Consider the following 12,952-nt stretch of genomic DNA (forward strand, 5'->3'; position numbering starts at 1 on the left):
TTCTGGCTCATCAGTGCCAGCTGCTGCTCGAGTTCCTTGATGCGCTGTTCGGGTGTCTGGTTGTCGGGGTCAGGCATGGTGATGCTCCTGCCGGCACGTACAGAAGCCCCCTGGCTCCAATCTTGCCGACCATGTTTACGTAACCATACCAGAATGGTCGAATTGCCCTGAATGCCATATCGGGCTTGTGCTTGCTGGCAACTGAGCTCGCCTTTTTCAATCTGCTCGACCAGTGCCAGTTTAAAAGTCAGTGAGTAATCGCGCTGTGTCCGTTTCACACCTTGTCCCATCGGGTTCTCCATTTATTGGGGGGAAAGGTGTAAACCATATTCAGGACGGGACATAACAAACAAAAAGGGAAGATGCCTGAGTATCTTCCCTTTTTGGTTATATGAGCGTTACTGCTTTTGCAGGATCAGCCGTGTTGGCGGCGGTCGTTGGCCTGGGCCAGTAGCATGCGGCTTTCACGCAGGAACTGGTCGGCATGCTCGCCGAAGAAACCGGAGACTTGCGAGAAGGCATCGATGAAACCGTCCCTGTCCCCCCGCTCCAGCAGCCCCAGCGCTTCGCCGAAGTTTTGGTAGTAGCGACGGATCATCGCCAGATTCTGCGGTGACGACAAAATGATGTCGGCATAGAGGTGGGGATCCTGAGCGAACAGCCGCCCCACCATGGCGAGCTCCAGCCGGTAGATGGGAGAGCTCAAACTCAGCAGGCGATCCAGATTGGCCTGCTCCCGGGAGAGGTGCCAGCCATAGGCAAAGGTGGCGAAGTGACGCAGTGCCTGAATGAGGGTCATCGCCTCATCGTGGGCCTTGGCTTCCACCTGTTGCAAGCGGGCGCCCCAGATGGTCATCTGATCCAGCAGCCATTGGCTGGCGGCGGGGTCACGACCCTGGCAGCAGACGATCACCTGCTTGGCGAGGCTCGCCACATCCGGCCCGAACATGGGGTGCAGTCCCAGTACCGGGCCTTGGTGCACCGCCAGCATATGTTCGAGCGGTGCCGCCTTCACGCTGGTGACATCCACCAGCAGGCAGTGGGCGGGCAGGTTACCGAGGCGATCGATGATCTGGCAGGTGATATCGATGGGCACCGCCACCATCACCAGACCGGCTCCGGCGAGGATCTCGTCAGCACGCGGCCAATCGGCTTGCTCCAGCGTCTCGACCCGGTAGCCTGAGAGGCTGAACATATGACCGAACAGCCGACCAAGCTGGCCCTGACCGCCGATGATGACCACCTTGCCAAGATCCGGCTTTATGCACTTGAAGCCGGTGTCTTTCTCGCTGGCATAAGATTCACGCATCACCCGGCGCAGTACATCCTCGATGAGATCGCCGGGCACCCCCAGCAGCTCGGCCTCGGCGCGGCGGCGGGCCAGCATGCTCGCCTCCCTGTCCGGTGCATAGATGGGCAGGCCGTGGCGGCTCTTTACCTCACCCACTTCTCCCACCAGGGCCAGACGGGCGGCCAGCAGATCGATCAGCTGCTTGTCCACCGCATCTATCTTGTCCCTGAGTACATTCAACTCTTCAGCCATATCCAGCCCCTGCTGGCGCCGCAAGCGGCGGCGCCCTGAAAATCAAGATGCAACAAGGTATCACGGCATGAGCTGCCAGATGCCACCTGCGGTGATACCCAGATTGTTCAATAGGTTACGACAAGATACCACGGCTTACCGTGCAGTTCTGCCCTTGAGGGGGTCAGCCAGCTGGTTGTGGCAGCGGGCCAGCAGGGTAGCGGTGGTGTCCCAGTCGATGCAGGCATCGGTGATGGAGACCCCGTAGCGCATCTGCTCCTTGGGCTGCTCGCTGGACTGGTTACCCTCAAACAGGTTGGATTCGAGCATCACCCCGATGATGGAGCGGTTGCCCTCCTGGATCTGGTGGATGACGTTGTCGGCCACCTTGGGCTGCAAACGGTGATCCTTGCTGGAGTTGCCGTGGCTGCAATCCACCACCAGGCTCGGCAGCAGGCCCGCTTTCTCCAGCGCCTCTTCCGCCAGCGACACGTTGACCGAGTCGTAGTTGGGATGTTTGCCGCCGCGCAGGATCACGTGGCCATCCGGGTTGCCCTGGGTCTGCAGCAGCGCAACCTGGCCCTGCTGGTTGATCCCCATAAAGGCGTGAGGGGAGGAGGCCGCTTGCAACGCATTAATGGCAGTCCCTAGGTTGCCGTCGGTGCCGTTCTTGAAGCCGACCGGCATGGAGAGACCGGACGCCATCTCCCTGTGGGTCTGGGATTCGGTGGTGCGGGCGCCGATGGCTGACCAGGAGAAGAGCTCGGCCAGGTATTGCGGGCTGATGGGGTCGAGCGCTTCGGTGGCCAGCGGCAACTCCAGCTCCGCCAGCCAGCAGAGCAGCTCGCGGGCACGGTGCAGCCCCAGCTCCACATCGAAGGTGCCATCCAGATTGGGGTCGTTGATAAAGCCTTTCCAGCCGACCGTGGTGCGCGGCTTCTCAAAGTAGACCCGCATGACAATGTAGAGAGAGTCCTGATAGGCATCATGCAGCGCTTTGAGTCTGGTTGCGTACTCTTTGGCGGCGTCCATGTCGTGGATGGAGCAGGGACCACAGATCACCAGCAGCCGGTGATCGCGGCGGTGAATGATATCGGCGATGGTATTACGGGCCCCTTGCACGAATGCCAGCGCCTTGTCGGAGATGGGTAACTTCTCCTTGAGCTGGGCAGGCGTGATCATCACTTGTTCGGACTGGATATGGATGTTGTTCAGGGGGTCTCTTTGCATGATTTTATTCTCTCTACTGTATTAAGCCAAAAGCGGTTGTACCTATATATTTACACTGGTACCTGATTTGTTACGCAACCGCCATCACCTTACCAAGGAAAAACAAACAATCAAGTGAAACTAGTGGGTTTACCGCTAAAAAGTCAGATAAAGGAGCTGCTATATAGCGCGAACAGGAATAATACAGAGGATTTTTCGGAGGGTTAATGGTTTTTGTGTAATTTAATGTTTACGGCATGAGGGCGTGAAGGCTGCGTTGTCCAGCTGTTTACCCACAGTAAATGGTATCTCTGGGAGACTGCAACGCGATGGGAATGATGGTGTGAGGCAGCTATCTGGTCAGCCATAGAAAGAGGGAGCCATCATGGCTCCCTTTACGGTAGGAAGGGGGATCCCGTCTGGCTGCGGATCAGCGCTTTTGTTTTCCCTGCAGCTCTTTGTTCAGGCGAGTGAGCATCCCCTGGGTGACCAGCACTATGCCCTGCTCGGAGCGGTGGAAGCGACGTGCATCTTCATCGGCGTTTTCACCGATCACCGTGCCTTCCGGCAGTTTGCACCCCTTGTCGATCACCACCCGGCGCAGTCGGCAACCGGCACCAATCTCCACACCCGGGAAGATAACGGCCTGATCCAGGGTGCAGAATGAGTCGACCCGCACATTGGTAAAGAGCACCGAACTCAGGATGAAAGAGCCGCTGACGATGGTGCCCCCAGCAAACATGGAGTTGATGGTCATGCCGTGCTGACCGTTTCGGTCCTGCACGAACTTGGCGGGAGGAGTCATGTTCTGACTAGTCCAGATGGGCCAGTCCTGATCGTAGATATCCAGCTCCGGCGTGACTGAGGCGAGATCCATGTTGGCTTCCCAGAAGGAGTCCACGGTGCCCACATCGCGCCAGTAGGGGCGGCGATCCGGACAGCAGCCGACACAGGACATGCCAAACGGGTGAGCGAATGCGGTGCCCTCTTTCACCACGCGGGGGATCACGTCCATGCCGAAATCGTGATGGGACTGCTCGTTGGCAATGTCCTCTTCCAGCAGCTGATAGAGATACTCCGCATCGAAGATATAGACGCCCATTGAGGCCAGCGCGGTGTCGGCCTTGCCCGGCATGGCGGGCGGGTTGACGGGCTTTTCGACGAAGGCGTTGATCTTGCGATCATCATCCACCGCCATCACTCCGAAGGCGCTTGCTTCACTGCGTGGCACCTCGATGCAGGCAACGGTCACCTTGGCGCCCATATTGACGTGGTCGAGCAGCATGGCGGCGTAATCCATCTTGTAGATGTGATCGCCCGCCAGCACCACTACATATTTGGGGGCGTGATCGCGGATGATATCCATATTCTGGTAGACCGCATCGGCGGTACCCCGATACCAGTTCACCTCATCCACCCGCTGCTGGGCAGGGAGCAGATCGATAAACTCGTTCATCTGGTAGCGCAGGAAAGACCAGCCGGACTGGAGATGGCGCAACAGGCTGTGGGACTTGTACTGGGTCACGACACCGACCCGACGAATGCCGGAGTTGATGCAGTTGGAGAGCACGAAATCGATGATGCGGAATTTGCCGCCGAAATGAACGGCAGGTTTTGCACGGTTGTCGGTTAACTGTTTGAGGCGACTACCCCGCCCTCCTGCGAGTACCAAAGCCATGGTCTCGTTCAGCAACTGTCTGGATTTTGCTGTATTGGCAGGTTGTAACAACATCTCATATCCCTTTGTAGATAAATCACTACAATGTTGCCTCCTTTGAGCCCTCAAGAAAGTGCTTTCAGTCACACTTTATGGTTTCTGACGTAATAAAATGACCTTTTTGTTATTAAAAATGACGGGTTGATCCGTCATTGCTTTCAATATGGTCAGTTGTCAATTGAGACGAGCCGAGCACCAAAAGGGGCGGCGAGAGACCGACAGGAGGAATGGGAAAAAGCCCCTGCCAATGGTTGGCAAGGGCATAGTTGGTAGAGGTTCGATTAGCCGACTCTGGTTAGCAAGGATCAGGCTGCGTTGGCCAGTGGCTCCTCGCTCTTCTTCTGGTAGGCCTGCGGGGTGAGCCCAAGCAGCTCCTGCACGGTCGAGGCGACGGTGATGGAGGAAACAGTACCCACCAGGATCCCGGCAAAAAGGGTGAAGGAGAAGCCGTAGAGGGCGTCACCGCCAAACAGCAACAACGCGCCCACGGTAAACAGGGTGGTGCCCGAGGTGATCATGGTGCGACTGAAGGTCGCCTTGATGGCCACATCGGAGCACTCGTGGATCCCCATCTGGGTACGCGAGCTCAGCAGATCCCGCAGCCTGTCCGAGATGACGATGCTGTCGTTGAGGGAGTAGCCGATCACCGCCATCAAACCGGCGATGATGTTCAGATCGAATTCGATCTGAAAGAGTGACAGCAGCCCCAGCGCTACGATGGCGTCATGGACCACCGAGAGCAGGATGCCGATGGCCTGACGCCACTCGAAGCGAAACGCCAGATAGGCCGACATCGCCAGCGAAGCGACCAGCACGGCCAGCATCCCCTGCTGGAACAGTTCGGCACCCACCTGAGGGCCGACGATGGTGGTGCGCAGCAACTCGACCGGCATCCCCAGCTGTTGGGTCAGCATGGTGGCGAGATCCGCCGCGGGCCAGGGAAGTTCGTGGGGGGGCAGCTTGATCAGCCACTCGCCGGGAATACCGGCCGAGCTCAGCTCAACGGCTCCCGCCAGCGGGGAGACCAGCATGGCATTGAGCTCATGGGCCTCTTTCAGGGTCTGGATATGAAACTCCAGCAGGATCCCGCCGGTAAAATCGAGCCCCAGTGTCAGGCCGTTCACCAGCAAGATGGCGACGCTGGCCACGGTCAGCAGGATGGAAGCCCACAGGCCGATATAACGCCAACGGGTCAGCCCCATGGCAACGATCATTCTCAACATAATTCTCTCCTTGGCCAGCCAGCATCTGGTAGTTGGCCCATCACGACGTGTCGCAACACGCCGGGAAAATAGTGTTCTGCTTTGGCCGCCCCGGCCATATCCATGGCTGATGGCGCAGCCAAAGCCGCTCATCAGAGGGACTGCTGTCCCGTTACACCTTCAGCGTGCGCTCGCTGCTGCGTCCCCACAGGGGATTGATGATGGCGCGTGTCCCCCAGATCCCGGTGATCATGCTGGAGAGCAGACCCAGAATGAGGGTGATGGAGAAGCCCTGCAGCGGCCCGGAGCCGATGGAGTAGAGCACCACGGCGCAGATGAGCGTAGTGATATTGGCATCAAAAATGGTGTGGAAGGCGGAGCGATAGCCAAAGTCGATGGCGTTGGCCAATGAGCCCCCCTCTCGCAGCCGGTCCCTGATCCGCTCGAAGATCAGCACATGGGTATCCACCGCCATGCCCACCGTCAGCACCAGACCGGCGATCCCCGGCAGGGTCAGCACGGCGCCCGGCAGCACTGCCAGCATGCCGACCTGCATCAACAGGTTGGCGACCAGCGCCGTGATGGCAACCCAGCCGAATTTGCGGTACCAGGCCATCATGAACAGCATCATGCCTGCCATGCCGAAGGCCAGCGCGGTGAAGCCCGCCTCGATATTCTGCATCCCCAGCGTCGGGCCAATACTGCGTTCTTCCAGGATCTTGAGCGGGGCGGTGAGGGCGCCGGCACGCAGCAGCATGGCCAGCTCTTGCGCCTCCGGCAGACTGCCAATGCCGGTGATGCGGAACTGGTTGCCAAGGGCGGTCTGGATGGTGGCGACGTTGATCACCTCGCTCTGGGCGCGCAGTTTGCCCTGAGCGTTGGTCTTGTACTCGGTGAAGACGGTCGCCATCGGCTTGCCCACATGCTGTCGGCTGAACTGGTTCATCTTGCTGCCACCCAGGGTGTCGAGCACGATATTGACCTGGGGTTGACCCATTTCGCCCATGTTGGCGCGGGCATCGACGATGTGCTCGCCGGTGAGTACCGGCTTGCGCGCCATGCCAACAGCCTGACCGTTGCGATCGGCGATATAGAAGTGGCTGTCGGCTTTGGCCTCGTAGAAGGCCAGCGAGGCGGTGGCGCCGATCACCTCTTTCGCCTGCTTGGGGTTATGTACCCCGGGCAGTTCGATACGGATACCATCCTGCCCCTGACGCACCACCGAGGCCTCGACGATGCCGAGCTCATTGATCCGTTTTTTCAGGATCGACAGGTTCTGGGTCACGGCGTTGTTGACCAGCAGGGTGCGCTCAACATCGCTCAGCACCAGTTTCAGATCATTGCCGGAGCGGGCCAGCTTCCACTGATCCTGACGGGTACCGGCACTCTCCTTGATGATGGCGAGCCAGCTCTCCTGTTCGGCCACCTCCGGCAGGGTGACGGCTACGGCGCCCTGTGCGCTGCGCGTGACGCTGGCGCCGCGCAGATTGGCTTCACGGAAGCGGGTGCGCAGGGTATCCACCAGATTCTTGGTCTGATTGTCGATGACAAAGTCCACGTCCACCCCGATCAGCAGCTGGGAGCCGCCACGCAGATCGAGCCCCAGCTTGATGGGGTCGGCGCCAAGGCGGGTGATCCAGGCCGGTGCGTTGGAGTGAAACTCCAGGGTCAGGGCGGCACTGTCGACCCCTTGCAGCTCCAGCAACTGCTTGGCGCGCTGCTGCTCGCCCTGGCTGGCAAAGACCAGCTCGACTCGCTCAGGTTGCTCAATGACCTTGAGCGGGGTCAGGTGTTTGTCGCTCAGCAGCATCTGTTGCTGGGTGGTCAGGCGCTGCTGTCCGTGCAGGCCGAGGGAGGGCTGCTCACCAAAAAAGGTGGGCAGGGAGTAAAAGGTAAAGGTCAACAGCATCAACAACAGCAGTGCGTACTGCCACTTGCTCATGCGGTTGAGAACGGTGCGATTGCTCTTTCTCATGGCAAACAAGCCTCTGTCAGGAGAATGGTGCCTAGGCCGATAGCAACAAGGCTCGGCAAGGCGCAAAAAATGGGATGCATCAGATGCGGATCAGGCAGTTGCCGGATCCGTCAGGAAGAGGAGATGAGCAAACAGTGGATGTGCCAGCCCCTCCGGGGTCAGGCGTTCAGATAGCTCTGGGTGAAGCGGTACTGCAGATGTTGGCGCTGTAGATGGCGCCGATGGATCGCACCGAAGCGATCGCGAAAACTCTGCTTGTGATAGAGCTCGGGGGCCAGCATCAGCCAGCCGAGCAGCAACAGCAGGATGGCCTGGGCCGACCAGCTCTGGATCAGCTCGTAGACCACACTCTTGGGCTGGTTGTCACTGCGCAGGGATTGTTCGAGACGCAGCAGGTGATTCTGATGGCTGCCAACAAACTTGATGATGCCATCATCGCTGTCGCTAAGCTGATTGAACACCTGAGTCTGCTGCTGTTCACTGTGGGGAGATGCGGGTAGCAGCGGGCCTTCCATTCGGGCGATGGAACAAAGCAGGGTGAGGGCGATAACCAGAGTTACCAGCACCAGTTTTACTTTGTCGATAAAGCGCAAAAAGTTAATTCCCGATAAATAGAAAGGGCAAACTACCATAAGCGCTCGGTTTGAACAAGGTTGCCCGGGCGCATGGCACCATTCGGTGCCGCTCGTCAGCTGCCGCTCATCTGCTTGAAGTCGCGGGCATAACCCTTGAGCAGGGAGTAGAGATGGGCCCGCTGGGAGATATCCAGCGACTGGCTCATGGCGCTCAGCCAGTTGACGGTACGCTGGCGCGACTGCTCGGTATAGCCGGTAAAACGGCCATCCATCAGCCCATCCCCCTCGGCCAGCAGGTCAGTCAGCTCGCGGGTAAAGTCGGGACTCTGGCGCTGCTTCATCAGCCTGTCCAGCTCCTGGGTCCAGGACTCCTGAAACTCGAGCCAGGGGGGCATCAGCTCGTATTGCCATTCGGCCCACTGGGCCACCAGTGGCGCCTGTGCAGGTTTCACCTCGCCAATCCAGAACTCGAGCCGCTTGTTCATCTTGTCGCGAAACTCCGCCAGCATCTGCTCTTTGGGCTCAGTGGCAAAGTCCTTTTGCCGCTCCTGTTGCCGCTTGACCCGATCGGTCATAAAGCGGGCCACCTGCTCATCGGTCAGGGTGCGCGCCAGCCTGACCGCGCGGGGGATAGTATTTTCCAGCGTGCGGGTCAGGCTCTGCTGCACCGCATCCAGGTTGGTCGAGATCTGCTCCGGCGTCATGGGGCTGGCCACCGCCTTGGCCAGCGCGTCGAGATCCTTGGCGTAGCGCGGCAGCTCGTGTTGGCGATGCCAGGCCATCAGCCCCTTCACTTCGCGGCTGAGCAGATCCTTCTGCGAATAGGAGAGGGCAAAGTAGTCATCCAGCTGCCAGATGATGGCGGTATCGAGCCAGTAGTAGATCACCCGGGTGGAGCAACCGGTCAGCAGCAGGCCGATCAGCAGCAGACCCCAGGTTTTCGGCTTGTGCCAGCGCACCTTGTTTATCATCTGTTACTCCAGTCGTTGCCGGTTGATGGCGATCAGGGTGTCATAGTCGAGTGAGGGCTGTTGCTCTGCCATCAGCAGGGCCCAGAGCAGGCCGATATAGTCGACCCAGGGTAAAAATGCCTCGCTCTGAAAATCGGGCCACTGGTGGCGCGGCAGGGCCTGCAGATAGTGCACTTCCAGCTCGTCGCGCCGCTCGGCGGGCCACTCATGGGTGCGCTGGATGCTGGCGAGCTCAAAGCCGGGGTGACCTACCGCGCCATACTCCCAGTCGATGACCCAGGGTTTGTTTCCCAACAAGTTAGCCGGATTGAGATCATGGTGGCAAGGGCGCCAGCAATCATTTGGCTCACTGCTGGCGAGCAAGCCCCGCTCCAGGGCGGGCAGCCAGGAGGGAATGTGGGCCAGTCGGGCGCGATAGCCCGCGGCGTGGGCTCGCACCGCCATCACCACCGCAGGTAGCGGCAAGCGATGGAGCTTGCGCAGCACCTCAGCCAGCAGACGGGGCTGATCGGCTGCCGGTGGCGCCGCGTGTACCCAGTTTGGCTCATCGCACCATTCGAGCAGCATCAGACCGCTGGCGGGATTGCCATAGTGGCAGGGCAGCGCCAACCCTTCTGCCATCGCTCCCTGATAAAGCTGCCACTCGGTGGAACGGTCGATACCAAGGCGCACCGGGTCGGAGTGGCCCTGACGCAAAAAGTAACTGCGCCCCGAGGGGAGGCGCAGTCGATAGTTGCAGTTGGTCAGGCCTAACCCGAGTGGTTCCAGCTGCCCCTCCCGCCAGGGGGCGGGCAGGCTGGCCAGTAGCGGATCACGGTTGCCTGTCACCGGGAGCTTGTTACCAGCCAAAGGTGGATTTCTTCGCCTGTTTGCGGATCTCTTTCTGATCGGCCCACAGCAGTTCGCCGTTTTGCAGGTCCATCAGGTTCATGGTCATTTGGTAGTAGACATCCTTCACCTTGCCATTGTCTTTGACGATGCTGGCGAGGTTGCCATAGAGCATGTAGCGGGCACCGGTCTGCTTGCCAAGCCGTACCATGGAGGCCGGGTCTACCATGCCGCTGCTCTGCTGGTATTCGAGCTGCTGCTTGACGGCGGCCACCTTGCTCATGTCGACGAAGCGGAACTTGCCGGCCCGCAGCAGCTTGGTGCGGATGGTGTCGGTGATCGCTTCAGTATCGATGTGCTCGGAGGTCTTGTTGCGGATAGAGTCCATAAACATCACCGGACGACCGCCGGCGGTGATCTCGCTGGTGGCAGGGGAGGCGAGCATGGAGTCCGCCATCTTGTCGGCGATGGCCTGCAGGTCGCTTGAGCCGTAATCGACGGTGACGGTTTCGGTTTCAGTGGGATCGCCATAGCTGACGGTGGTGCTGGAGCAGCCGCCCAAGAGCAATGCAGAGGTCAATATCAGCAGGGCATGATTCATTTTCATCAGTAGGATTCCTCAATCACTTCGCGTACGTAAATCCGGTAACCCTGCGCCGCCGGGCTGGGCGCCAGGGCCGAAAGGGTGCGGGTCTGATAGCCATGCAGCTTGATGGGGGTCCAGCCGCGGCCATCGCTGGCGACCTCCTGACCGGCCTCATCATACCAATAGAAGATATATTGCAGCTTGTTATCGCCGCGCTGGGTGCTGGCGGCGGCCACATTGACCTGCAGCAGGCCATTTTGCTGGCGGCGGCTCAGCTCGGTCAGGGTGACGTTGACGTTTTGATGCTGCTCCGCCACTGGTGCATCGCCCGCCGGGCCATAGAGCGCCACGCCTGAGGTGTTGGTGGCGCAGCCGGTCAGCAGCGCGAGCCCGAGGGCCAACCCGTATGCTTTCATCTTGCTCTCCTTAATCGGGTGAGTGGGGCCGCGTGTGAGCCTGCCCGGTTAATTGTCTTGCTCATATCTCTTCGCCATCTGCTCAGAGCGGCATCACCCGGGTGGTCAGACCGGCGCCGAGGCGCTGTACCCAGACCAGGGTGGTGCGGCCGCTATGAATGGTCAGCGGCAATTGGCGCTGGGCAGCACCTGCTCCCAGAGTGAGGTTCACCTCACCCGCCGGCACCATCCCCTGCCAGCTCGATGCCTGAGCTGGCAGCGTCAGCCAGCTGCGGGTATCGGCCCGCTCGGAGAGGGTGTTGAAGATCCCCACCAGAATATTGCCCACATCCCCTCCCTCTTTGGCGGCGGTGCGGCGCATCTGCTCCTTGGCCACCAGCCGCAGCGCCTGGCGGGTCAGCATGCCGGGCAGCCGCTCCTGCAGATCTTTGGCGGCCAGCGCTTCCAGCCTGACCAGCTCGCTGGTCTGCTCGACCCGTTTGCCGAGCGTGACGGTGAGCGGCCCCGTATCGCTGGCCCGATTATCGTAATAGGGGATGGCGACGGTAAAGGTACGAAAATCGCCGCGGGAGGTGGAGATGGGGAGCGGCAGGAAGAGTTCGCGCCGCGCCGGGATCAAACCATCTTCAAACAGCACCACCAGTTGGCCTTGATCTTTTGCAAGCGGCGGCGCTTTGCGGCCTATCTTTTTCTCGGTCTCGCGGATCTCGTCCGGTGAGCCACGCAGCCGCGCCAGACGCAGCAAGGCATCTTGCAGGCTGCGGTTGTCCGGCGCTATCTGGTAGCCGCGCTGATAGTCGACCCAGGCATCGTTGAGATCCCCGGCCGCCTCATAGAGCACGGCGGAAAAATAGAAGGTGTAGGCGTTCTGAAAACCGTTTTTGACCTTGCCGATCAACCGGTCGAGATCCGGTGCGCCGCGCGACATCAGCTGGCGCATCTCCCCTTCTGCTTCGGCCTCTTTGCTCTCATCCTTCGCCTTGCGCACCTCATCGGCTCGCCGTTTCAGGGCCTGCTCCTGCACCTGATTGGCCCGGCGTATTTCCACCAGGGCGCCATCAGCATCACCCCGTTGCAGATAGTTGAGGGCCAGATAGTGATGCAGCATGGTGCGTTCGTAATCGGGAGTACGATAGGCCATCGACTGATCGTTGGTGAGCAGACTGCCCACCTGATCCAGACCGTGGCTCAGCCGGTATTCGGCCTGATTGTCTTCCCACTGAAGGCGGCTGTCGGCGGCGGTGAACGCCAGCTTGCTGCCCGCATCCTGACCCGCCAGCCAGGCAATGCGCCCCTGTTCGAGCCGATCCAGCACAAAGGTGTCATCCCCAAGGGTGGAGTCGCGCACCTCGGGCAACGCCTCGGCGGCATGGCCCAGCAGCAGCTGGTTGCGCAGGGGCACCATCTGATCGGAGTAGGAGACGAACATATCCTGCCAGCGGGAGGCACAGCCTCCCAGCAACAGCAGGGCGCCGCAGAGCAACAGGGCGCTGCGGCAGGTTGAGGCGTGGCGATTCATTACAGGCTGAGCAGCGGTCCCAGCGGCTGGCCACCGACCAGATGCATGTGGATGTGGTAGACCTCCTGCCCGCCGTGGCGGTTGCAGTTCATGATGAGGCGGTAGCCATCTTCGGCGATGCCCGCCTCGCTTGCCAGCTTGCGGGCCACGGTGAACATCCGGCCAAGGGCCAGTTCATGTTCGGCTTCCACGTCATTAACGGTGGGGATCAGCACATTGGGGATGATCAGAATATGGGTTTTGGCCTTGGGCTGGATATCCCGGAATGCGGTGACCAGATCGTCTTGATAAAGGATGTCGGCGGGGATCTCTTTACGGATGATTTTGCTGAAAATGGTTTCTTGCGCCATGGCTAACTCCCTTATATGAAACAGAAAATTGAACTAGAACCCCAAGCGGCTCCCGAAAGGGGGGCGAGCAGCACGCCAAGTG

Annotated in this window: 12 protein-coding genes and 1 pseudogene; all 13 read right to left on the bottom strand. The window is 59.9% G+C overall.

Going from position 1 to position 12,952, the window contains the following annotated elements; translation table 11 throughout:
* Positions 1–290, bottom strand: a pseudogene (locus A9G06_RS17585) (IS3 family transposase); the annotation flags it as partial.
* A gap of 125 nt (positions 291–415) precedes the next feature.
* Positions 416–1,543, bottom strand: a complete 1,128-nt coding sequence (tyrA, locus tag A9G06_RS17590) for a bifunctional chorismate mutase/prephenate dehydrogenase (protein WP_069556049.1) — start codon at positions 1,541–1,543, stop codon at positions 416–418.
* Between the two features lie 135 nt (positions 1,544–1,678).
* Entirely contained in the window at positions 1,679–2,752 is a 1,074-nt protein-coding gene (locus A9G06_RS17595) for a 3-deoxy-7-phosphoheptulonate synthase (protein WP_021231016.1), read from the bottom strand.
* A gap of 409 nt (positions 2,753–3,161) precedes the next feature.
* Positions 3,162–4,463, bottom strand: a complete 1,302-nt coding sequence (glgC, locus tag A9G06_RS17600; protein WP_069556050.1) for a glucose-1-phosphate adenylyltransferase — start codon at positions 4,461–4,463, stop codon at positions 3,162–3,164.
* Between the two features lie 290 nt (positions 4,464–4,753).
* Complete coding sequence (gene secF, locus A9G06_RS17605; protein ID WP_005334046.1) at positions 4,754–5,671, bottom strand: protein translocase subunit SecF; 918 nt, start codon at positions 5,669–5,671, stop codon at positions 4,754–4,756.
* 151 nt (positions 5,672–5,822) lie between these two features.
* Entirely contained in the window at positions 5,823–7,625 is a 1,803-nt protein-coding gene (gene secD, locus A9G06_RS17610; protein WP_069556051.1) for a protein translocase subunit SecD, read from the bottom strand.
* A gap of 158 nt (positions 7,626–7,783) precedes the next feature.
* On the bottom strand, positions 7,784–8,218 hold the full coding sequence (locus tag A9G06_RS17615) for a hypothetical protein (protein ID WP_083243824.1): 435 nt from the start codon (positions 8,216–8,218) through the stop codon (positions 7,784–7,786).
* A gap of 95 nt (positions 8,219–8,313) precedes the next feature.
* Positions 8,314–9,171, bottom strand: coding sequence for a DUF6279 family lipoprotein (locus A9G06_RS17620; protein WP_005353080.1), 858 nt, complete (start codon positions 9,169–9,171; stop codon positions 8,314–8,316).
* Positions 9,172–9,174: 3 nt separating this feature from the next.
* Positions 9,175–9,999: a phosphotransferase gene (locus A9G06_RS17625; protein ID WP_253182347.1), complete on the bottom strand. Its 825-nt coding sequence runs from the start codon at positions 9,997–9,999 to the stop codon at positions 9,175–9,177.
* A 10-nt stretch (positions 10,000–10,009) separates the two neighbouring features.
* A complete protein-coding gene (gene lpoB, locus A9G06_RS17630) occupies positions 10,010–10,606 on the bottom strand; it encodes a penicillin-binding protein activator LpoB (RefSeq protein WP_069556054.1) in 597 nt (198 codons plus the stop codon).
* Positions 10,606–11,001, bottom strand: a complete 396-nt coding sequence (locus A9G06_RS17635; RefSeq protein WP_069556055.1) for a YcfL family protein — start codon at positions 10,999–11,001, stop codon at positions 10,606–10,608. The genes lpoB and A9G06_RS17635 overlap by 1 nt, the downstream gene beginning before the upstream one ends.
* 82 nt (positions 11,002–11,083) lie before the next feature.
* Positions 11,084–12,520, bottom strand: a complete 1,437-nt coding sequence (locus A9G06_RS17640; RefSeq protein ID WP_069556056.1) for a COG3014 family protein — start codon at positions 12,518–12,520, stop codon at positions 11,084–11,086.
* A complete protein-coding gene (gene hinT, locus A9G06_RS17645; protein ID WP_021231009.1) occupies positions 12,520–12,870 on the bottom strand; it encodes a purine nucleoside phosphoramidase in 351 nt (116 codons plus the stop codon). The genes A9G06_RS17640 and hinT overlap by 1 nt, the downstream gene beginning before the upstream one ends.
* Positions 12,871–12,952: the final 82 nt, after the last annotated feature.

The sequence above is a fragment of the Aeromonas sp. DNP9 genome (assembly GCF_001728955.1).
Classification (GTDB): Bacteria; Pseudomonadota; Gammaproteobacteria; order Enterobacterales; family Aeromonadaceae; genus Aeromonas; species Aeromonas veronii.

Bases quoted from the DNA above. Each gene is read 5' to 3' on its own strand.
- tyrA (WP_069556049.1), bottom strand. From the start codon at position 1,543: ATGGCTGAAGAGTTGAATGTACTCAGGGACAAGATAGATGCGGTGGAC.
- A9G06_RS17595 (WP_021231016.1), bottom strand. From the start codon at position 2,752: ATGCAAAGAGACCCCCTGAACAACATCCATATCCAGTCCGAACAAGTG.
- glgC (WP_069556050.1), bottom strand. From the start codon at position 4,463: ATGTTGTTACAACCTGCCAATACAGCAAAATCCAGACAGTTGCTGAAC.
- secF (WP_005334046.1), bottom strand. From the start codon at position 5,671: ATGTTGAGAATGATCGTTGCCATGGGGCTGACCCGTTGGCGTTATATC.
- secD (WP_069556051.1), bottom strand. From the start codon at position 7,625: ATGAGAAAGAGCAATCGCACCGTTCTCAACCGCATGAGCAAGTGGCAG.
- A9G06_RS17620 (WP_005353080.1), bottom strand. From the start codon at position 9,171: ATGATAAACAAGGTGCGCTGGCACAAGCCGAAAACCTGGGGTCTGCTG.
- lpoB (WP_069556054.1), bottom strand. From the start codon at position 10,606: ATGAAAATGAATCATGCCCTGCTGATATTGACCTCTGCATTGCTCTTG.
- A9G06_RS17635 (WP_069556055.1), bottom strand. From the start codon at position 11,001: ATGAAAGCATACGGGTTGGCCCTCGGGCTCGCGCTGCTGACCGGCTGC.
- A9G06_RS17640 (WP_069556056.1), bottom strand. From the start codon at position 12,520: ATGAATCGCCACGCCTCAACCTGCCGCAGCGCCCTGTTGCTCTGCGGC.
- hinT (WP_021231009.1), bottom strand. From the start codon at position 12,870: ATGGCGCAAGAAACCATTTTCAGCAAAATCATCCGTAAAGAGATCCCC.